Source organism: Kitasatospora sp. NA04385, from assembly GCF_013364235.1.
Lineage (GTDB): Bacteria > Actinomycetota > Actinomycetes > Streptomycetales > Streptomycetaceae > Kitasatospora.
Map to the genome: position 1 here is coordinate 4,752,644 of NZ_CP054919.1, position 19,573 is coordinate 4,772,216.

Sequence of the window (19,573 nt, forward strand, 5' to 3'; positions counted from 1 at the left end):
GCCGTACGTTGATCGGTTTGTATGGCAATGGCCGGAATCGCGCGTACGTTGGAATGAGCACCCCAGCGGAGGGCCAATTCGGGACCAAGACTTGGCAAGCCGGGCATCGGACGGACCCTCCCGGGCATTCCCTGGGATGGAACAACCCGCACCCGGCCGGAAGGACCGGGCGACGGGCTCCGAGCGAAGCGAGGTGGCGCATGAGCGACACGATCGACAGCCCCCGGAACGGCGGAGCACCCAGCGGCCTCGGCACGACCAGCCGTCCCGCCCCCGTGCAGACGGTCCACGAGGCGTACTCCTTCGCCTGCCTCAACTGCGGCTACGGCTGGGAGCAGGCGTACGACATCGAGCACCACACGGCCAGGGACGGCCGCACCGTCGTCGAGTACACGGCGAACGGCGTCCGGGTCCCCTCCCCGCTGCGGGAGCTGGTCTGCCCCGGCTGCGGCGGCGAGCGGGTCCGGATCATGCGGGCCGGCCGGGTGGCCGGCGTGGCCGCCGTCATGCATAAGGGATCCGGGTACGCGCCCAGCGCGGAGCCGGAGGGGCCGCCGGAGCCCGCCCGGATGCGGGCCCGCCGCCGCTGGCTGGCCTGGCTGCGCCGCACCGGCTGACCCCGGCCCGGCCCGGGCCGACCCCGTCGGGGCCGGTCCGGCCGGGAACGGCCCGGCCACTAGGATTCCGGGGTATGGCGGCCTTGGAAGAGCACACCGGTACCGGCGCGTACTACGTCACCACCCCGATCTACTACGTGAACGACCGGCCGCACCTGGGCCACGCGTACACCACGGTCGCGGGTGACGTGCTGACCCGCTGGCACCGCCAGCGCGGCGAGGACGTCTGGTACCTCACCGGCACCGACGAGCACGGCCAGAAGATCCTGCGCACCGCCGAGGCCAACGGCGTCACCCCGCAGGAGTGGTGCGACCGGCTGGTCGAGGAGGCCTGGAAGCCGCTCTGGGAGCACCTGCGGATCGCCAACGACGACTTCATCCGCACCACCGAGGCCCGGCACACCGACCGGGTGCGGGAGTTCGTCCAGGACCTCTACGACAAGGGCGAGATCTACCGGGGCAGCTACACCGGCCCGTACTGCGTCGGCTGCGAGGAGTACAAGCTCCCCGGCGAACTGCTGCCCGGCGCCACCGACGAGGAGAAGCTCTGCCCCGTCCACCGGCGCCCGGTCGAGTGGCTGGAGGAGGAGAACTACTTCTTCCGGCTCTCCGCGTACGGCCCGAAGCTGCTGGAGTTCTACGCCGCCCACCCGGACTTCATCCAGCCCGCCACCGCCCGCAACGAGGTGCTGCGCTTCGTCGAGCAGGACCTCAAGGACCTGTCGATCTCCCGCTCCACCTTCGACTGGGGCGTCCCGCTGCCCTGGGACGACAAACACGTCCTGTACGTGTGGGTCGACGCCCTGCAGAACTACATCACCGCGGCCGGCTACGGCACCGACCCCGAGCGCTTCGCCCGGCTCTGGCCCGCCTCCGTGCACCTGGTCGGCAAGGACATCCTGCGCTTCCACGCCGTCATCTGGCCCGCCATGCTGATGGCCGCCGGACTGCCGCTGCCGCGCCGGGTGGTCGCCAACGGCTGGCTGATGGTCGGCGGCGAGAAGATGAGCAAGTCCAACCTCACCGGCATCGCGCCCACCGACCTGACCTCGCACTTCGGCGTCGACGCGTACCGCTACTACTTCCTGCGGGCCATCCCGTTCGGCACCGACGGGTCGTTCTCCTGGGAGGACTTCACCGCCCGCTACACCTCCGAACTCGCCAACGACTTCGGCAACCTGGCCTCCCGGGTCGCCGCGATGGTCGGCAAGTACTTCGACGGTGCGCTCCCCGCCGCCACCGCGCACGGGCCCGCCGAACAGGCCGTCGCCGACGCGCTGGTGCGGGCCACCGCCGAGGCGGACCGGAAGATCGGCGAGGAGCTCGACTTCGCGGGCGGCATCGCCGCCGTCTTCGAGTTCGTCAAGCTGGTCAACGGCTACCTCACCGAGCAGGAGCCCTGGAAGGTCGCCAAGTCCCCCGACGGGCGGGACCGGCTCGCCACGATCCTGTACACCGCCGCCGAGGCGCTGCGGGCCACCGCCGTCCTGCTCAACCCGGTGATGCCGGACTCCGCGGCCGAGCTCTGGGCCTCGCTCGGCGCCGGGCCCGCGCTCGGCGCGCTCGCCGACCAGCCGATCGCCACCGTCGCCGACTGGGGCCGGCTGCCCGCCGGAGCCACCGTCACCAAGGGCCGGATCCTGTTCCCCCGACTCGAAGAGAAGGCAGCCTCCTGATGGCCGGCAAGAAGGAACAGGACCGCACCCCGCCGCCGCTCCCCGAGCCGCTCGCGGTCCCCGTCGCCGACTCGCACACCCACCTCGACATGCAGTCCGGCACCCCCGCCGAGGGCCTGGCCCGGGCCGCCTCGGTCGGCGTCACCACCGTCGTCCAGGTCGGCTGCGACGTACCCGGCTCGCGGTGGGCCGCCGACCTCGCCGCCCAGTACGAGCAGGTGCACGCCGCCGTCGCCCTGCATCCCAACGAGGCGCCCCGGATCTTCCTCGGCGACCCCGACGGCTGGTCCGGGCAGCGCCGCGCGCCCGGCGGCCACGCGGCCCTGGAGGAGGCCCTCGCCGAGATCGACCGTCTCGCCGCCCTCCCGCACGTCCTGGCCGTCGGCGAGACCGGACTCGACTACTTCCGCACCGGCCCCGAAGGCGTCGACCTGCAGAAGGAGTCCTTCCGCTGCCATATCGAGATCGCCAAGCGCCACGGCAAGGCCCTGGTCATCCACGACCGCGACGCCCACCAGGACGTCATCGACCTCCTGCTCGAAGAGGGCGCCCCCGAGCGCACCGTCTTCCACTGCTACTCCGGCGACGCCGCGATGGCCCGCACCTGCGCCGAACACGGCTGGTACCTCTCCTTCGCCGGCCCCGTCACCTACAAGGCCAACCACGCCCTGCGCGAGGCCCTCACCGCCACCCCCCTCGACCGCGTCCTGGTCGAGACCGACGCCCCCTTCCTCACCCCCCACCCCTACCGCGGCCGCCCCAACGCCCCCTACCTCATCCCGGTCACCCTGCGCGCGATGGCCGAGCACCTGGCGCTCGGCGAAGACGAGTTGGCCACGGCGATCGCGGCGAACACCGCACGCGCCTTCGGCTACTGACCGCACCCGGACGGCGGGTGCGCTCGTTAGCATGGAGGCAGTGAGGAGGCTGAGATGACCGCCGAACCGATCGACTGGATGCGCCCGCCCTCCAACGGCTGGACGTACGACCAGCTCAACGTGATCGATCTGCCGTTCAAATGGGAACTGGTGGACGGAGCGATCGTGGTCCGTGGGCAGACGAAGTGGTGGCATGACCGGGTACGGAACGAGCTGTACTCGGCGCTTCGCGGGGCTCGGGTCGAGCCCTATGTCGCGGATGCCGAGAGGTGCGTTCTGTTCGACGAGTACACCGTCCTCCTGCCTGACGTCGTCGTCTTCGACAAGACCGGCTTGAACGTATTCGAGCTGGAGTGCACTCCGCCCGAGTCGGTCGTCCTGGCCGTTGAGGTGGTGTCACCCGGCTCACGTGTCATGGACCGCTTCAGCAAGCCCGGAATGTACGCCGAGAAGGGCATTCCTTCCTACTGGCGTGTCGAGCGCGGTGACGACGACCTGCCCGTCGTCCACGAGTTCCGGCGTGACGAGTTGCAGGGCGTCTACCTCCCCGTCGCCGTGCACGAGGGACTGCTCCGCACCGAGCTGCCGTTCCCCGTCGAGATCGATCTCAAGCAGTTGGTCGAGCTCTGACCCGTATCCTTGGCGGGTGAGCACCACCGAACCCACCTCCGACGGCAACCTGCTGGGCGCCGCCGACATCCGTGCGCTGGCCGAGGCGTTCGGCGTGAAGCCGACCAAGCAGCGCGGGCAGAACTTCGTCATCGACGGGAACACCGTCCGGCGGATCGTCCGGGCGGCGGGGGTGACGGAGCAGGACGCGGTGGTCGAGGTCGGGCCGGGGCTCGGGTCGCTGACGCTGGCGCTGCTGGAGGTGGCGCGGCACGTCACGGCGGTGGAGATCGACCCGCTGCTGGCCCGGCACCTGCCGGACACCGTGCGGGGGCGGATGCCCGCGAAGGCCGGGAACTTCGAGCTGGTGCTCAGCGACGCGATGGACGTCACCGAGCTGCCCGGGCCCGCGCCCACCGCGCTGGTCGCCAACCTGCCGTACAACGTCGCGGTGCCGGTGCTGCTGCACATGCTGGAGACCTTCCCCAGTATCGAGCGCACCCTGGTGATGGTGCAGAGCGAGGTCGCCGACCGGCTTGCCGCCAAGCCCGGCAACAAGGTCTACGGCGTGCCCTCGGTGAAGGCCAACTGGTACGCGGAGGTCAAGCGCGCCGGGGCGATCGGGCGGAACGTGTTCTGGCCCGCGCCGAACGTCGACTCCGGCCTGGTCTCGCTGGTCCGCCGCGACCCGCCGTCCACCACCGCCACCCGCCGCGAGGTGTTCGCCGTCGTGGACGCCGCGTTCGCCCAGCGCCGCAAGACGCTGCGGGCCGCGCTGGCGGGCTGGGCCGGCTCGCCCGCCGCCGCCGAGGAGGCGCTGCGCGGCGCCGGGATCGACCACACGCTGCGCGGCGAGATGCTGACGGTGGAGCAGTTCGCCGCGATCGCCGAGCACAAGCCGAAGACCCAGCCCCAGGAGCAGTGATGGTCACGGTCCGCGTCCCCGCGAAGGTCAACGTCCAGCTCGGGGTCGGCGGGGTCCGCCCCGACGGCTACCACGACCTGGCCAACGTCTTCTTCGCCGTCGCCCTCGGCGACCAGGTCACCGCCACCCCCGGCGAGGGCGTCACGCTCAGCTGCGACGGCCCGGACGCCGACGCCGTCCCGCTCGACGACGGCAACCTGGCCGCCCGCGCCGCCCGGTTGCTCGCCGCCCACCACGGCCTCGCCGGGCCCGGCGTCCACCTGCACATCGACAAGGCCATCCCGGTCGCGGGCGGCATGGCCGGCGGCAGCGCGGACGGCGCCGCCGCGCTGCTCGCCTGCGACGCCCTGTGGGGCCTGGACACCCCGCTGCCCGCCCTGCTGGACCTGGCCGCCGAGCTCGGCTCCGACGTCCCGTTCGCGCTGCTCGGCGGCGTCGCGCTGGGCCGCGGCCGGGGTGAGCTGCTGGAGCCGCTGCCGGTGGCCGGCACCTTCCACTGGGTGTTCGCGGTCGCCGACGGCGGCCTGTCCACCCCCGCCGTCTTCCGCGAGTGCGACCGCCTGCGCGAGGAGTCCGGCCTCGGCTCCTCGATCGCCGACGTCCCCACCCCCGACGCCGACCCCGCCCTGCTCGCCGCCCTCGCCGAGGGCGACCCCGTCGCCCTGGCCGCCGCGCTCGGCAACGACCTCCAGGCCGCCGCCGTCTCGCTGCGCCCCGCCCTCGCCGACACCCTGCACGCCGGCACCGAGGCCGGCGCCCTGGCCGCCCTGGTCTCCGGCTCCGGCCCCACCTGCGCCTTCCTCGCCAAGGACGCCGACGCCGCCGCCCACATCGCCGCCGCCCTCCGCGCCTCCGGCACCTGCCGCACCGCCCACCCCACCCACGGCCCGGTCCCGGGCGCGCAGGTGGTCCACACCTCTGCTTGACCTGGAGCGCGCTCCGGGTTCCAGACTCTCTCCCGTGGCCCGCACCGGGCGGGCCGCGGACAACGAGGGGAACCCGGATGCGCAAGCGCACCATCGGAACCGACCCGCGCACCCGTCGCGAGGTCAGCGTGCTCAGCCTCGGGGCGATGCTGTTCGGCACGCTCACCGACGAAGCCACCTCCTTCGCCGTGCTGGACCGCTTCGTCGAGGCGGGCGGCACCTTCATCGACACCTCCAACAACTACGCGTACTGGCACGACGGCGGCCAGGGCGGCATCAGCGAGAACGTGCTCGGCCGGTGGCGGGCCAGCCGCGGGATCACCGACGAGGTGGTGATCGCGACCAAGCTCGGCGCCCGTCCGAAGGCCCCCGGCACCGGGTTCGTCGAGAACGGCGAGGGCCTGTCGGCGGAGGTGATCCGGGCCTCCTCGGAGGCCAGCCGCAAGCGCCTGGGCGTGGAGAAGCTCGACCTGCTGTACGCGCACATCGAGGACACGAAGGTCCCGCTGGCCGAGACGGTGCACGCGTTCGGCGAGCTCGTCGACGAGGGGACGGTCGGCCTGCTCGGCGTCTCCAACCACTGGTCCTGGCGGGTCGAGCGGGCCCGGAACATCGCCGAGCGGGCCGGGCTCCCCGGCTACGAGGTGCTCCAGTACGGCCACAGCTACCTGCGCCGCCGCGCCGACCTGCCCGGCTTCCTCTCCGCCGACGGCGACCAGGCCGCCGTGCACGGCGACCTGATCTCCTACCTCAAGGAGAACCCGGAGCTGACCATGGTCGCCTACTCCCCGCTGCTCGGCGGCGGCTACGTCCGGGAGGACAAGCCGCTCGGCCCGTCCTTCGACCACGCCGGCACCGCGCCTCGCCTCGCCGCGCTCGAAGCCGTCGCCGCGGAGACCGGCGCCACCCGCAACCAGGTCGTGCTGGCCTGGCTGCTCGGCGGCGAACTGCCGGTCATCCCCCTGGTCGGCGCCTCCTCGGTGGCCCAGCTGGACGAGAGCCTGGCCGCGCTGGACCTGGAACTGACCGCCGAGCAGCGCGCGTTGCTGGACGGAGCCCGGTAGGACGGAAGCGGGGGCGCGCACGGCACTAGGCTGGAGGCTCGTTCCAGCCCCTTCCTCAGGAGTGCAGCTTCGTGGCCGTCAACCTCGCCACCATCGAGTCCGTCACCAAGGTGTACGGCACCAGGGCCCTGCTGGACGGGGTGAGCCTCGGCGTCAGCGAGGGCGACCGGATCGGTGTGGTGGGCCGCAACGGTGACGGCAAGACGACGCTGATCCGGATGCTCGCCAAGCTGGAGGAGCCCGACACCGGGCGGATCACCCACTCCGGCGGGCTCCAGCTGGCGGTGCTGACCCAGCACGACTCGCTGGACCCGGAGGCCACCATCCGGCACGAGGTGATCGCCGGCCGGGCCGACCACGAGTGGCTCGGCGACGCCCGCATCCGCGACATCGTCCAGGGCCTGTTCGGCGGCCTCGACCTGCCGGGCTTCCCGAACGGCCTGGACACCGTGATCGGCCCGCTCTCCGGCGGCGAGCGCCGCCGGATCGCGCTGGCCAAGCTGCTGCTCGGCGAGCCCGACCTGGTCGTGCTGGACGAGCCCACCAACCACCTCGACGTCGAGGGCATCGCCTGGCTGGCCAAGCACCTGCAGAACCGCCGCTCCGCGCTGGTCTGCGTCACCCACGACCGCTGGTTCCTGGACCAGGTCTGCACCCGGATGTGGGACGTCCAGCGCGGCGAGGTCCGCGAGTACGAGGGCGGCTACTCGGACTACGTGTTCGCCCGCGCCGAGCGCTCCCGGATCGAGGCCACCGAGGAGCAGAAGCGGCAGAACCTGGCCCGCAAGGAGCTGGCCTGGCTGCGCCGCGGCGCCCCCGCCCGCACCTCCAAGCCGCGCTACCGGATCGAGGCCGCCAACGCCCTGATCGCGGACGTGCCGGAGCCGCGCGACAAGTCCGAGCTGATGAAGTTCGCCAACGCCCGCCTGGGCCGCACCGTCTTCGACCTGGAGGACGTGACCGTCAAGGCGGGCGACAAGCTGCTGCTGGAGCGGCTGACCTGGCAGCTCGGCCCGGGCGACCGGATCGGCCTGCTGGGCGTCAACGGCGCGGGCAAGACCTCGCTGCTGCGGGCGATGCAGGCCGCGTACGCCACCGAGGGCGACGTGCAGCCGGCCGGCGGCGTGATCAAGGTGGGCAAGACCGTCCGCCTCGCGTACCTCTCGCAGGAGGTCGCCGAGCTGGACCCGGCCACCCGGGTGCTGCAGGCCGTCGAGCAGGTCCGCGGCCGGGTCGACCTGGGCAAGGGCCGGGAGATGAGCGCCGGGCAGCTGTGCGAGCAGTTCGGCTTCGGCAAGGACAAGCAGTGGACGCCGGTCGGCGACCTGTCCGGCGGCGAGCGGCGCCGGCTCCAGCTGCTGCGGCTGCTGATGGACGAGCCGAACGTGCTGTTCCTCGACGAGCCCACCAACGACCTCGACATCGAGACGCTCAACCAGCTGGAGGACGTGCTCGACGGCTGGCCCGGCTCGATGGTGGTGATCAGCCACGACCGGTTCTTCATCGAGCGCACCACCGACACCGCGTACGCGCTGCTCGGCGACCGCCGGATGCGGATGCTGCCGGGCGGCGTCGACGAGTACCTGGAGCGCCGCACCGCGATGGCGGAGGCCGCCGCCGCGAGCGCCGCCGTACAGGCCCCGGCCCCCGCCGAGACCTCCGGGCTGTCCGGGGGCGACCTGCGGGCGGCCAAGAAGGAGCTGCAGAAGCTGGAGCGGCAGATCGCCAAGCTGGACGAGCAGGAGTCCAAGCTGCACGCCCAACTGGCCGAGCACGCCGCCGACTTCTCCAAGGTCGCCGAGCTGGACGCGAAGCTGCGCAAGGTCCGCGAGGAGAAGGAGGAGCTGGAGCTGAGCTGGCTGGAGCTGGCCGAGCAGGTCTGAGCCGCCCGGGCCGGGGCCGCTGTCGCCCGGCGGGGCCGTGGCCGCCCGGCGGGGACTTCGGCTCGGCCGCTCGGTCGGGCCTCGGCCGCTCGGGCCCGGGCCTCGGATGTCCGGCGGACCGCAGCAGCTCCGCTCGGGCCCCGGCCGTCCGGCGGGACTTCGGCCGCCCGCTCGGCTCCGGTGGCCCAGCTCGGGCCCTGGCCGGGCGACCAGGGCCCGCCCGCCCGCCCGGGCCGGTCAGCCGTCCAGCAGCAGGTCGAGCTCGTCGGCGGCCCGGGCCAGCGCGCTGCGGGCCGGGTCGTGCGGCTCGGTCGGCCGGGCGATCCGGCCGGTCGGCGGCCGGTAGTCGCGGGCGGCGGCGGTGATCCGGTCCAGCGAGCGCAGCACCCGTTCGATCACCTCCGGCTCGGGCTCCCGCCCGCCGTACCGCAGCTGGGCGGCGTACGCGGCGACCGCGCCGGAGAGCCGCTCCAGCGCGGCGGTGGTGGGCATCCAGCGCTCGGCGAGCCGCCCGGCCGGCGGCGGCTCGGCCAGGCCGAGGTCCACCTGCCGGCGGGCGTCGGCCAGCGCCCGGTACGCGGTGCGGCGCAGCCACACCTCGGCGACCGGCGCGGAGCGCCCGGCCACCACCGAGGCCAGGTAGCGGCGCACGGTGGTGGCGGCGGTGACGATGCCCGGCTCGATCCGGTGCGGCGGCCGCTCCGGCCACAGCAGGTAGCCGAAGACCAGCACGATGCCGCTGGCCAGCGCGGTGTCCAGCACCCGCGGCCAGAACTCGGCCGCGCCGCTCTCCCCGCCGAGCTGCACCAGCAGCAGCGCCACCGGCGTCATCACGATGGTGTTCAGCCCGTAGTGCGCGGCCGTCGAGTACGGCAGCAGCGCCACGCACAGCGAGATGGCCAGGCTCAGCGCCCAGGGGTCGGTGGTCAGCGCCAGCAGCACCGCGGTGACCGCGATGCCCAGCACGGTGCCCAGCGCCCGGCTGACCGCCCGCTGGAACACCGAGCCCAAGTCCGGCTTCAGGACGAACGCCACCGTCATCGGCACCCAGTAACTGCGGTCCAGCGGAAGCAGGTTGACCGCCGCCTCGGCGACCGCCACGCACAGCGCCACCCGCAGCCCGTAGCGCACCGAGCCGCGCGACAGCAGCCGCACCCGCAGCCGCCACGGGTCGGGCGGCGGCGGGGCGGCGGTGTCCAGCGGCGCCCAGCGGCCCGCGACGGTGTCGGCGGCGGCCCGCAGCGCGGTGTCGAACGCCGTCCGGGACGGGGTGTCGGGCCGCCAGTCGGGGTACCCGGGCTCGGGGCCGCCGGTGATCTGCGCGGCCAGCCGGGCCGGGAACGCCGCCAGCTCCGGCGGCACCGGCCGCCACGCCCACAGCAGCCCCGCCGCCGCCTCGGTCGCGCCCAGCGCGGCCTCGTACGAGCGGCGCAGCCGGCGCACCTTCTCCGGCTCGCGGCGCCCGGGGCGGGGCGGCGGCAGCAGGTCCTGCATCTGGTTGAGTCGGCCGGTGAGCAGCCGGCGGGCGGCCGCGCCGTCCGGGGTGCCGAGGGCGGCGAGCAGGCCGCCGAGCGCCAGGTAGACCTCCGCCAGGGCCACCGTGCGCGGATCGGTGCGCAGGTCGGTGCGGTAGCGCACCCCCATCAGCAGCACCAGCGCCGCGCCGCACGGCATCATCGCGGGCGCCGCCCACCACGGGTGCGGCAGCGCCATCCCGCCGCCCAGCGAGGCCGACACCAGCAGCAGCATCCCGGCCGCCGAGCCGCGCGGCCCGGTCGCCGACAGCGCCCCGCCCGCGAAGCCCACCAGGGTCAGCGCCACCCCGATCTCCAGCCCGCCCGCGCCCCGGTACTGCAGCTCCGCGCCGATCAGCATGCCGGCCGTCGACGCGGCCAGCGCCAGCGCGATCCGCGGCGCCCGCAGCCGCAGCGGCTCCACCCGGTCGTTCATCGTCGCGTGCATCGCGCCCAGCGCCGCGAACACCCCCAGCGCCAGCCGCCCGCACACCAGCCCCGCCCCGAGCGGCACCGCCATCCCCAGCGCCGCCCGCACCACCAGCGCCCGCGGCACCACCGGCCTGGTCGGCCGCAGGGCCAGCGCCCACCAGGCGGAGGGGTCGCCGGAAGCGGGGCTGCGGCCGGGGGCTGACACAGGATCACGCGCCTTCGCTGCACGGGAGTTCGCGGCTGCTGGGCGACATTGCACGGCAGATCGGGTCTTCTCGGGCAGTTTAGCCCTCCGACCTGGAGGAAGCCGATTTCCCATGGGGTCGGCCGAGCATGTAAAGTCTTCCTCGTCGCAAGGGGAGCCGCCAGGCGCCCGGAGCAACAAGCCCCTATAGCTCAGTCGGTAGAGCGTCTCCATGGTAAGGAGAAGGTCTGCGGTTCGATTCCGCATGGGGGCTCAGATCGGGAAGGCCCCGCCGCGAGGCGGGGCCTTCCGCGTTTCCGGGCCCCGCGTTTCCCCGCTCCCGGCGGTTTCCGGACTCCGCTTCCGGAGGTGCTCTGGCGGGCCCGGCGATTGTGCGCTCTGATGGTGCGTCTGTCTGGCCGGGGAGGGAAGGGCGCGGGATGAGCGCACGGCTCGTGGTGGTGGACGACCACCGGCTGATGGCCGAGGCGCTGGGGTCCGCCCTGCAGCAGCGCGGGCACCGGGTGCTGGGGATCGGGTCGCCGTGCGGGTCCGTCCTGGAGCTGGTGGCGGGGCGGCGGCCGGAGGTGTGCCTGCTCGGGACGGGCGGCGGCGCGGAGGACCCGTTCGAGCCGCTGCGGCGGCTGCGCCGGGAGCGGCCGGAGATCGCGGTGGTGGTGCTGGGGCCGCTGGGCGCGCCGGGCCGGGTGGCGGCGGCGTTCGCGGCGGGGGCGGCCGGGTACGTGCGCAGCGACGAGCGGATCGAGGTGGTGGACCGGGCGATCGCGCGGGTCCGGGTCGGGGAGGTGGCGGTCGCGGTGGACGTGCTGCGGGCCGCGTTCGAGCACCTGCTGTGGCCGGCCGCCGAGCCGGACGACGAGGCGCTGCGGCTGCTGCGGCTGCTGACCAGGCGGGAGGTCCAGGTGCTGGCCCGGATCGCGGACGGCGAGGACACCGCGGCGATCGCCGCGGCGATGCGGATCGCCCCGTCCACCGCCCGCACGCACGTCCAGCGGGTGCTGACCAAACTGGGCGCGCGCTCCCGGCTGGAGGCCGCCGCACTGGCCGCCCGGACCGGGCTGCTGGACCAACTGGCCTGACCGGGGGCGTTCAGCCGGGTGCCCTATGCTCCGGACGAGGAACACCCGAAAGTCGTGGAGGTCAGAGGGCATGGGCAAGTACCTGGTCACGGGCGGAGCCGGTTACGTCGGGAGCGTGGTGGCGGCGCACCTGCTGGAGGCGGGCCACCGGGTGACGGTGCTGGACGACCTGTCGACCGGGTTCGCGGAGGGGGTGCCGGAGGGGGCGGAGTTCGTCCGGGGGCGGATCCAGGACGCGGCCGGGGTGCTGGATTCCTCCTTCGACGCGGTGCTGCACTTCGCGGCGTCCTCGCAGGGGGGGGAGTCGGTGGCGGACCCGGAGAAGTACTGGCGCAACAACGTGGCCGGTTCGCTCGAACTGGTGACGGCGATGCGCAAGGCGGGGGTGGGCAGGCTGGTGTTCTCCTCGACGGCGGCGGTGTACGGGGAGCCGGAACAGGTGCCGATCAAGGAGAGTGCGCGGACCTCGCCGACCAACGCCTACGGCGCCACCAAGCTGGCCGTGGACCACCTGATCACCTCCGAGGCGATCGCGCACGGCCTGGCGGCGGTGAGCCTGCGCTACTTCAACGTGGCCGGCGCCTACGGCCGCTACGGCGAGCGGCACGAGCCGGAGTCGCACCTGATCCCGCTGGTCTTCCAGGCCGCGCTCGGGCAGCGCCCGCACATCGCGGTCTTCGGCGAGGACTACCCCACCCCCGACGGCACCTGCATCCGCGACTACATCCACATCGCCGACCTCGCCGAGGCCCACCTGCTGGCGCTGGCCGCCGCCCGGCCCGGCGAGCACCTGATCTGCAACCTCGGCAACGGCACCGGCTTCTCGGTGCGCGAGGTCATCGAGTCCGTCAGGCGCGTCACCGGCCGGGAGATCCCCGTCCAGGTCGCCGACCGCCGCCCGGGCGACCCGGCCGTCCTGGTCGCCGCCGCCGACCGCGCCCGCGAGGCCCTCGGCTGGACCCCGCGCCACCCCGACCTCGACCGGATCGTCGCCGACGCCTGGGAGTTCACCCTCGCCCACCGCGCCTGACCAGCCCCGCCTCCGCCACGACGGGCGGGCCCGGACCGACCCCCGAAGACCCTGTGTACAGGAACTTCACCAAACCCCCACGCCGTACCGGCGCGCGCCCGTAGGCTGAGTGCGGCACCGGTGGGGGTCGGGCCACGAGCAGGGGGGCAAGGACGATGGGGCGTACACGCGTCCTGGTGGTCGACGGCCACCGGATCTTCGCCGAGGCGCTCGCCACGGCACTGGCCGCCGAACCCGACGTGGACGTCGGGGCGGCGGGCAGCGCGGTGGCGGCCGAACGCGCACTGGAACGGGCGGTGACCGAACACCGCCCGTACGACGTGGTGCTGGTCGACGTCGACCTGGGCGCCGTGCCGCCGGCCCGCGACCCGGCCGCGTTACCCGCGCCCCGGCCCGCCTCGCCGGTGCCGCAGCAGCGGCCGGCGCAGCCGCAGTTGACGATGCGTCAGGCTCCGGCGGGGCGGGCCGAGGAGGCCCGGCCGCTGACCGACGGGATCGCCCTGGTCGCCCGGATCCGGCGGGCCCACCCGCAGGTGCGGGCCGTCCTGCTGGCCGCCGCCGACGACCCGCAGCGGGCCGCCCGCGCCCTGCAGGCCGGGGCGCACGGCTGGGTGGCGCGCGAGAGCTCGCTCAGCGCGCTGATGACGGTGGTGCGCGGTGTCCGGCGCGACGAGACGCACCTGCCGCCCGCGCTGCTCACCGGCGTGATCCGCGAACTGACCTCGGCCCGCCGGGACCGCTCGGAGAGCGAGCGCCTGGTCGCCGCGCTCACCCCCCGCGAGGAGGAGGTGCTGCGCTGCATGGTCGCCGGCCTCGGCCGGCAGGCCGTCGCGGAGCGGCTGTTCCTCTCCCCGCACACCGTCCGCACCCACATGCAGAACGTCCTGGGCAAACTGGGGGTGCACTCCACGCTCGCGGCGGTCGCGGTCGCCCGCCGGGCGGGGATCGCCCCCTCGGAGCCGCCCGGGCCGCCCGTCCCCGTCCCCCCGCCGACCGTCGCCTCTGCCGCAGGCCCCGGCGCGGGCTGAACGAGCCCCGCCCTTCCCGTACGTTCCACTCCGTGAGTCAGGTAGACCGGAGGTCAGATGCCGACGCACCGCACTGCCGCACGCCCGCACGGGGCCCGCACCCCGCTGCCCGCCCAGCGGGCCGGCTCGACCGGCCTGCGCACCCTGGTCGTCGGAGCCGGCTCCGCCGGGACCGCCCTGGTCCGCGACCTGGACCGGACCCCGGAGTTCGGCCTCCATCCGGTCGGCGTCCTGGACGACGACCCCGGCAAGGCCGGCCTGGACGTCTCCGGCAGCCCCGTCCTGGGGCCGCTCGCCGACCTCACCGCGCTGGCCCTCGCCCACGGCGTCCAGGTCGTGGTGCTGGCCATCCCCGGCTTGCCGCACCAGCGGGTGCGCGAGCTCGCCACCGCCGCGGCCGCCGCCGGCGCGGCCGTCCGCTACCTGCCGTCCTTCCTGTCCGCGCTGCGCCGCGAGGTGGTCGGCTCCGACATGCGGACCCTGGACGTCAACCGGCTGATCGGCCGGCACGAGGTCCACGTGGCCTCCCCGGACGTGCGCACCGTCATCGAGGGCCGGCGCGTCCTGGTCACCGGCGCGGGCGGTTCGATCGGCAGCGAACTGTGCCGCCAGGTCCAGGCGTTCGGGCCCGCCGCGCTCTACATGCTCGACCACGACGAGTCCAACCTGCACCGGCTCCAGCTCGACATCTGGGGCGAGGCGCTGCTCACCGACGAGTCCCTGGTGATCGCCGACATCCGGGACCGCCCGCGGATCCAGCAGATCTTCCGCGACCTGCGGCCCGACGTGGTCTTCCACGCCGCCGCGCACAAGCACCTGCCGCTGCTGGAGCGCCACCCCAGCGAGGCGGTGAAGTCCAACGTGCTGGGCACCGACCACCTGGTGGAGGCCGCGCTCGACACCGGCGTCGAACGGTTCGTGCTGATCTCCACCGACAAGGCCGCCGACCCGACGTCCGTGCTCGGCGCGAGCAAGCGGCTGGCCGAGCTGATCGTCCAGGCCAACGCCCGGGACGCCCGCAACCTCGGCACCGGCGTCTTCGCCGCCGTCCGCTTCGGCAACGTCCTCGGCTCGCGCGGCTCGCTGCTGTCCGTACTGGAGGAGCAGCTGCGCAGCGGCGGCCCGGTGACCGTCACCCACCCCGACGTCACCCGCTTCTTCATGACCATCGAGGAGGCGGTCGGCCTGGTCCTGGAGGCCGGGCGGATGGCCGAGGGCGGCGAGGTGTTCGTCCTCGACATGGGCGAGCCGGTCCGGATCGTCGACCTGGTGCACAACTTCGCCGAGCAGGTCCAGCTCGGCGCGGACGAGGTGGAGATCCGCTACACCGGCCTGCGGGCCGGGGAGAAGCTCAACGAGGCCCTGTTCTCCGACAACGAGGAGCGCCTGCCCACCGCCCACCCCCGGATCTTCGCCACCGTCGCCGACCACGCCACCGTCCCCGAGGACCTGGCGGGCGGCCTCACCGGCCTCTACGGCGCCGCCACCGTCAACTCCGACCCCGAGGTCCGCGAGCGCCTCGCGGCCCTCCTCCCCGGCTACCAGACCGCCCGCACCAAGGCCCCGGCCCTGGCGACCCCGTACCCGGACGGCTTCTAGGGCGGGCCCCCGGCGGTCACTGCCCGGCGCGGTCGAAGGGGGCGACCAGGTCGCGCAGGAGGGCGGCGAGTTCGGTCTGCCGGGCGGGGGCGAGCTGGGAGAGGATCTCGCGCTCGTGGGCGAGGAGGCCGGCCAGGGCCTGGTCGGCCTTGTCGCGGCCGGCGTCGGTGAGGCGGACCAGCACGCCGCGGCGGTCGTCGGGGTCGGGGAGGCGGACGACCAGGCCCTTGGCGGTGAGGCGGTCGATCCGGTTGGTCATGGTGCCCGAGGTGACCAGGGTCTGGGTGAGGAGCTGGCCGGGGGAGAGCTGGTACGGGTCCCCGGCGCGGCGCAGCGCGGTGAGGACGTCGAACTCCCAGGGTTCCAGGCCGTGCTCGGCGAAGGCGGTGCGGCGGGCCCGGTCCAGGTGGCGGGCGAGACGGCTCACCCGACTGAGGACCTCAAGCGGTTCCACGTCGAGGTCGGGGCGCTCTCGGCGCCATGCTGCGACCAGGCGGTCGACCTCGTCCTCCATGGCGATCAGTGTATCGGGGGGTGTGTCGATGTGAAGTCTCTTGACATCAAGAGATAACAAAGGAAGTCTCGGCGGTAACAGGAATATCTTGATGTCGAGATACTTCGGGAGCCGCGCCATGCCCGCCCACTGGGACGCCGACCAGTACCTGCGCTACGCCGACCTGCGGAACCGCCCGTTCGACGACCTGCTCGCGCGCGTCCCCGGACTGCCCCCGGCCCCCACCGTGCTGGACCTCGGCTGCGGACCGGGCAACTCCACCGCCGCCCTGCGCCGCCGCTGGCCGGACGCCCGGCTGCTCGGGCTGGACTCCTCGCCCGAGCTGCTCGCCGAGGCCCGCGGCGCCGGGGGCGAGCCCACCGCCGAGTACCGGGAGCAGGACGTCACCGCGTACGACCCGGCGCCCGAGCGGCCCGACCTGATCGCCTCCAACGCCGCGCTGCACTGGATGGACACCGACACCGCGGACCACCTCGACCTGCTGCCGCGCTGGGCGGCCGCGCTGCGCCCCGGCGGGGTGATCGCCTTCCAGCTGCCCGGCAACTTCGCCGCCCCCAGCCACACCCTGCTCGCCGACCTGCGCCGCGCCCCGCACTGGCGCGGGCGCCTGGGCACCGTCCGCCCGGACGCCTCCTGCCACCCGCCGGAGCGCTACGCCCGGACGCTGATGGCGGCCGGCTGCACCGCGGACGTCTGGGAGAGCACGTACACGATGGTGCTGCCCGGCCCCGACCCGGTGCTGGAGTGGGTCAAGGGCTCCACCCTGCGCCCGGTGCTGGACCGGCTGCCCGGGGAGGCGGAGCGCACGGAGTTCCTGGCCGAGTACGGGGCGCTGCTGCGCCGGGCGTACCCGGCGACCGGGCACGGCACGCTGTTCCCGTTCCGCCGGGTCTTCGCCGTCGCGGTGAAGCGCTGAAGCGGTGGAGCGCTGACGGGCGGTCACTTCGCGCCGGGCAGCGCCGGGTGGCGGCCCAGCACGACCACGCCCACCACGATCGCGGCCAGCCCGGCGCTCTGCCAGGCCAGCGCCCCCGGGGTGACCCGCAGCCGGTCGCCGAGGAAGCCCACCGCGCAGGCGATCCCGGCCAGCGGCTGGGCGGCGGTGAGGGCGGGCAGCGACATCCGCAGCGGCGCCGCCTCGAACGCGGACTGCACCAGCAGCAGGCCGATCACGCCCAGCCCGAGCACGGTGTACGCCGGCCAGGCGGTCAGCGCGGCCGCCGCCCCGTCCCGGTCGATCCGGTCGAAGGTGGTGCGGGTGAGCGCGTCCTGCAGCCCGTAGAGCAGCCCGGCGGCCAGCGCCAGCAGGGTGGCCTCCTCGAACAGCGGCAGCCGGCGGGCCACCGTGACCAGCAGCAGGGCCAGGCCGGAGACGATCCCGAACACCAGCCAGTACCGCAGCGGCCCGGCGGCGGGCCCGCCGCCCCGGGGCTGGCCGGCGGCGATGAACGCGGTGACGCCGAGGGCGATCAGCGCGACGCCGACCCAGCCGGAGCGGCCCAGCCGGGTGCCGGTGATCCGGCGGGCCAGCAGCATCGCCCAGACCAGGTTGGTGGCCAGCAGCGGCTCCACCAGGGCGACCTCGCCCTCGCCGAGGGCGAGCGCGGAGAGCACCTGGCCGCCGATCATGAAGGCGATGCCGAGCAGCCAGTCCGGCATCCGCATCAGGTCCAGCAGCAGCCGCCAGCGCAGCAGGTCCCCGCTGGGCGCGCGCTGGGCGGCGTGCTGCTGCAGGACGAATCCGGCGCCCAGGCAGCAGGCGGCGCCGAGGGCCAGCAGGAAGACCGCCACGGGACCGTCCCTGTCGTGCGTGCCGGCCCGGCTGCCCCCGGTGGCGGGGACCGGGCCGCGGTCAGTTCTTGCGGTCGCCGACCAGCTTGGGGTGCCGCTCCAGGCCCTCCAGGCCGTGCCAGGCGAGGTTGACCAGGTGGGCGGCGACCTCAGCCTTGGCGGGCTTGCGCACTTCCAGCCACCACTGGCCGGTCAGCGCCACCATGCCGACCAGCATCTGCGAGTACATCGGCGCCAGCCTGGCGTCGAAGCCCCGGGACTTGAACTCCAGGCCGAGGATGTCCTCGACCTGGGTGGCGATGTCGCCGATCAGCGAGGCGAACGAGCCGGTGGCCTGGGTCACCGGCGAGTCCCGGACCAGGATCTTGAAGCCGTCGGTGGAGGTGTCGATGTAGTCCATCAGCGCGAACGCGGCCTGCTCCAGCAGCTCGCGGGAGTGCCCGCCGGTGAGCGCGCCGGTGACCATGTCGAGCAGCAGCTGCATCTCGCGGTCGACGACCACCGCGTACAGCCCCTCCTTGCCGCCGAAGTGCTCGTACACGACGGGCTTGGAGACCCCGGCGCGTTCGGCGATCTCCTCGACCGAGGTGCCGTCGTAGCCGCGTTCGGCGAAGACCGACCGGCCGATCTCCAGCAGCTGCTCGCGGCGCTGCTTGCCGGTCATCCGCACCCGGCCGCCGCCCTTGCCCCCGGTGCGGCGCGCGGGCTGATGGCCGGTGCTGTCTCCGTTGGTCCCGTTCACCCCTCCATCATGCTGTAGGCGCTGACTCATGCGGCGCGGCGGGCGGCGATCCGCTCCGCGCCGGGCCAGCGGACGTCGTGCGCCCAGCCCGCCCGTTCGAACCAGCGGATGAGCCGGGCGGAGGAGTCGACCTGGCCGCGCAGCACGCCGTGCCGGGCCGAGGTGGGGTCGGCGTGGTGCAGGTTGTGCCAGGACTCGCCGCAGGACAGCACGGCCAGCCACCACACGTTGCCGGAGCGGTCGCGGGACTTGAACGGGCGCGAACCCACCGCGTGGCAGATCGAGTTGATCGACCAGGTGACGTGGTGCAGCAGCGCGACCCGGACCAGCGAGCCCCAGAAGAAGGCGCTCAGCGCGCCCTGCCAGCTCCAGGTCACCAGGCCGCCGACCAGCGGCGGCAGGGCCATCGAGAGCAGCGTCCACAGCCAGAACAGCCGGGAGATCGCCCTTATCGCCGGGTCGCGGACCAGGTCGGGCGCGTAGGTGAGCTGCGGGGTCTGCTCCTCGTCGAACAGCCAGCCCATGTGCGCCCACCACAGGCCCTTGAGCAGCGCCGGCAGGTTCTCGCCGTAGCGCCAGGGCGAGTGCGGGTCGCCGTCCTTGTCGGAGTAGCGGTGGTGCTTGCGGTGGTCGGCGACCCAGCGCACCAGCGGGCCCTCGACGGCCATCGAGCCGAGCACCGCCAGGCCCAGCCGCAGCGGCCGGTTGGCCTTGAACGCGCCGTGGGTGAAGTAGCGGTGGTAGCCGACGGTGATGCCGTGGCAGGTCAGGAAGTACATGCCGACCGCGAGGCCGGCGTCCAGCCAGGACAGCCCCCACCCCCAGGCCACCGGGACGGCGGCGAACAGGGCGAGGAACGGCACGGCGATGAACAGGGACAGCGTGACGCGCTCCAGCGCGCCCTGCTTCTCGCCGCCCCTGGTGGCGGACAGTATGGTCGCGCCCTGTTCGGCGGCGGTCCGGTCGTCCTCGGCGGCGCGCGGCGGCGCCTGCCCGGCCTGGATGGTCATGGCGCTTCCCGGGGGGTGTGGAGGGGGCCTGCGAGTACCTACGTGGCCGTA

The 19,573-nt window shown here is 74.1% G+C and carries 18 protein-coding genes and 1 tRNA gene; 14 read left to right on the forward strand and 5 right to left on the reverse strand.

The window, feature by feature from the left end; translation table 11 throughout:
- Nucleotides 1-200: 200 nt before the first annotated feature.
- The 8 genes from HUT16_RS21300 (at nt 201) to HUT16_RS21335 (ending at nt 8,578) form a co-directional block, all read left to right on the forward strand.
- Entirely contained in the window at nt 201-617 is a 417-nt protein-coding gene (locus HUT16_RS21300; protein ID WP_176189708.1) for a hypothetical protein, read from the forward strand.
- Nucleotides 618-691: 74 nt separating this feature from the next.
- Entirely contained in the window at nt 692-2,293 is a 1,602-nt protein-coding gene (gene metG / locus HUT16_RS21305; RefSeq protein ID WP_176189709.1) for a methionine--tRNA ligase, read from the forward strand.
- Complete coding sequence (locus tag HUT16_RS21310; protein WP_176189710.1) at nt 2,293-3,171, forward strand: TatD family hydrolase; 879 nt, start codon at nt 2,293-2,295, stop codon at nt 3,169-3,171. The genes metG and HUT16_RS21310 overlap by 1 nt, the downstream gene beginning before the upstream one ends.
- A gap of 54 nt (nt 3,172-3,225) precedes the next feature.
- A complete protein-coding gene (locus tag HUT16_RS21315) occupies nt 3,226-3,801 on the forward strand; it encodes a Uma2 family endonuclease (protein ID WP_176189711.1) in 576 nt (191 codons plus the stop codon).
- 16 nt (nt 3,802-3,817) lie between these two features.
- A complete protein-coding gene (rsmA, locus tag HUT16_RS21320; protein ID WP_176189712.1) occupies nt 3,818-4,705 on the forward strand; it encodes a 16S rRNA (adenine(1518)-N(6)/adenine(1519)-N(6))-dimethyltransferase RsmA in 888 nt (295 codons plus the stop codon).
- Nucleotides 4,705-5,631, forward strand: a complete 927-nt coding sequence (locus HUT16_RS21325; protein ID WP_176189713.1) for a 4-(cytidine 5'-diphospho)-2-C-methyl-D-erythritol kinase — start codon at nt 4,705-4,707, stop codon at nt 5,629-5,631. The genes rsmA and HUT16_RS21325 overlap by 1 nt, the downstream gene beginning before the upstream one ends.
- Before the next feature lie 77 nt (nt 5,632-5,708).
- Nucleotides 5,709-6,695, forward strand: coding sequence for an aldo/keto reductase (locus HUT16_RS21330; RefSeq protein WP_176189714.1), 987 nt, complete (start codon nt 5,709-5,711; stop codon nt 6,693-6,695).
- Nucleotides 6,696-6,766: 71 nt separating this feature from the next.
- A complete protein-coding gene (locus tag HUT16_RS21335; RefSeq protein WP_176189715.1) occupies nt 6,767-8,578 on the forward strand; it encodes an ABC-F family ATP-binding cassette domain-containing protein in 1,812 nt (603 codons plus the stop codon).
- Between the two features lie 237 nt (nt 8,579-8,815).
- Here HUT16_RS21335 and HUT16_RS21340 read toward each other — a convergent pair whose 3' ends face one another.
- Entirely contained in the window at nt 8,816-10,729 is a 1,914-nt protein-coding gene (locus tag HUT16_RS21340; RefSeq protein ID WP_176189716.1) for an FUSC family protein, read from the reverse strand.
- A gap of 180 nt (nt 10,730-10,909) precedes the next feature.
- Here HUT16_RS21340 and HUT16_RS21345 point away from each other — a divergent pair.
- The 5 genes from HUT16_RS21345 (at nt 10,910) to HUT16_RS21365 (ending at nt 15,465) form a co-directional block, all read left to right on the forward strand.
- Nucleotides 10,910-10,982, forward strand: a tRNA-Thr gene (locus tag HUT16_RS21345).
- 166 nt (nt 10,983-11,148) lie between these two features.
- Nucleotides 11,149-11,808: a LuxR C-terminal-related transcriptional regulator gene (locus HUT16_RS21350; RefSeq protein ID WP_176189717.1), complete on the forward strand. Its 660-nt coding sequence runs from the start codon at nt 11,149-11,151 to the stop codon at nt 11,806-11,808.
- 70 nt (nt 11,809-11,878) lie between these two features.
- Nucleotides 11,879-12,838, forward strand: coding sequence for a UDP-glucose 4-epimerase GalE (gene galE, locus HUT16_RS21355; RefSeq protein ID WP_176189718.1), 960 nt, complete (start codon nt 11,879-11,881; stop codon nt 12,836-12,838).
- 155 nt (nt 12,839-12,993) lie between these two features.
- Nucleotides 12,994-13,866, forward strand: a complete 873-nt coding sequence (locus HUT16_RS21360; protein ID WP_176189719.1) for a response regulator transcription factor — start codon at nt 12,994-12,996, stop codon at nt 13,864-13,866.
- Between the two features lie 57 nt (nt 13,867-13,923).
- The gene (locus tag HUT16_RS21365; protein ID WP_176189720.1) at nt 13,924-15,465 is read left to right on the forward strand and encodes a nucleoside-diphosphate sugar epimerase/dehydratase; all 1,542 of its coding nucleotides are present in this window, start codon (nt 13,924-13,926) and stop codon (nt 15,463-15,465) included.
- Nucleotides 15,466-15,481: 16 nt separating this feature from the next.
- Here HUT16_RS21365 and HUT16_RS21370 read toward each other — a convergent pair whose 3' ends face one another.
- On the reverse strand, nt 15,482-15,979 hold the full coding sequence (locus HUT16_RS21370) for a MarR family winged helix-turn-helix transcriptional regulator (RefSeq protein ID WP_176189721.1): 498 nt from the start codon (nt 15,977-15,979) through the stop codon (nt 15,482-15,484).
- Between the two features lie 118 nt (nt 15,980-16,097).
- Here HUT16_RS21370 and HUT16_RS21375 point away from each other — a divergent pair, with 118 nt between their 5' ends.
- Nucleotides 16,098-16,895 (forward strand): methyltransferase domain-containing protein, encoded by a 798-nt coding sequence (locus HUT16_RS21375; protein WP_176192789.1) that lies wholly within the window; start codon nt 16,098-16,100, stop codon nt 16,893-16,895.
- Between the two features lie 23 nt (nt 16,896-16,918).
- On the opposite strand, the gene HUT16_RS21380 is transcribed toward HUT16_RS21375, so the two are convergent.
- The 3 genes from HUT16_RS21380 to HUT16_RS21390 form a co-directional block, all read right to left on the reverse strand.
- Entirely contained in the window at nt 16,919-17,770 is an 852-nt protein-coding gene (locus HUT16_RS21380) for a DMT family transporter (RefSeq protein ID WP_176189722.1), read from the reverse strand.
- Nucleotides 17,771-17,831: 61 nt separating this feature from the next.
- Nucleotides 17,832-18,542, reverse strand: coding sequence for a TetR/AcrR family transcriptional regulator (locus HUT16_RS21385; protein WP_176189723.1), 711 nt, complete (start codon nt 18,540-18,542; stop codon nt 17,832-17,834).
- Nucleotides 18,539-19,522: a fatty acid desaturase gene (locus tag HUT16_RS21390; protein ID WP_176189724.1), complete on the reverse strand. Its 984-nt coding sequence runs from the start codon at nt 19,520-19,522 to the stop codon at nt 18,539-18,541. The genes HUT16_RS21385 and HUT16_RS21390 overlap by 4 nt, the downstream gene beginning before the upstream one ends.
- Nucleotides 19,523-19,573 lie beyond the last annotated feature (51 nt).

Coding starts and splice junctions, on each gene's coding strand:
- HUT16_RS21385 (WP_176189723.1), bottom strand. CDS start 18,542: ATGAGTCAGCGCCTACAGCATGATGGAGGGGTGAACGGGACCAACGGA.
- HUT16_RS21310 (WP_176189710.1), top strand. CDS start 2,293: ATGGCCGGCAAGAAGGAACAGGACCGCACCCCGCCGCCGCTCCCCGAG.
- HUT16_RS21360 (WP_176189719.1), top strand. CDS start 12,994: ATGGGGCGTACACGCGTCCTGGTGGTCGACGGCCACCGGATCTTCGCC.
- HUT16_RS21365 (WP_176189720.1), top strand. CDS start 13,924: ATGCCGACGCACCGCACTGCCGCACGCCCGCACGGGGCCCGCACCCCG.
- HUT16_RS21315 (WP_176189711.1), top strand. CDS start 3,226: ATGACCGCCGAACCGATCGACTGGATGCGCCCGCCCTCCAACGGCTGG.
- galE (WP_176189718.1), top strand. CDS start 11,879: ATGGGCAAGTACCTGGTCACGGGCGGAGCCGGTTACGTCGGGAGCGTG.
- metG (WP_176189709.1), top strand. CDS start 692: ATGGCGGCCTTGGAAGAGCACACCGGTACCGGCGCGTACTACGTCACC.
- HUT16_RS21325 (WP_176189713.1), top strand. CDS start 4,705: ATGGTCACGGTCCGCGTCCCCGCGAAGGTCAACGTCCAGCTCGGGGTC.
- HUT16_RS21330 (WP_176189714.1), top strand. CDS start 5,709: ATGCGCAAGCGCACCATCGGAACCGACCCGCGCACCCGTCGCGAGGTC.
- HUT16_RS21390 (WP_176189724.1), bottom strand. CDS start 19,522: ATGACCATCCAGGCCGGGCAGGCGCCGCCGCGCGCCGCCGAGGACGAC.
- HUT16_RS21375 (WP_176192789.1), top strand. CDS start 16,098: ATGCCCGCCCACTGGGACGCCGACCAGTACCTGCGCTACGCCGACCTG.
- HUT16_RS21350 (WP_176189717.1), top strand. CDS start 11,149: ATGAGCGCACGGCTCGTGGTGGTGGACGACCACCGGCTGATGGCCGAG.
- HUT16_RS21300 (WP_176189708.1), top strand. CDS start 201: ATGAGCGACACGATCGACAGCCCCCGGAACGGCGGAGCACCCAGCGGC.
- HUT16_RS21370 (WP_176189721.1), bottom strand. CDS start 15,979: ATGGAGGACGAGGTCGACCGCCTGGTCGCAGCATGGCGCCGAGAGCGC.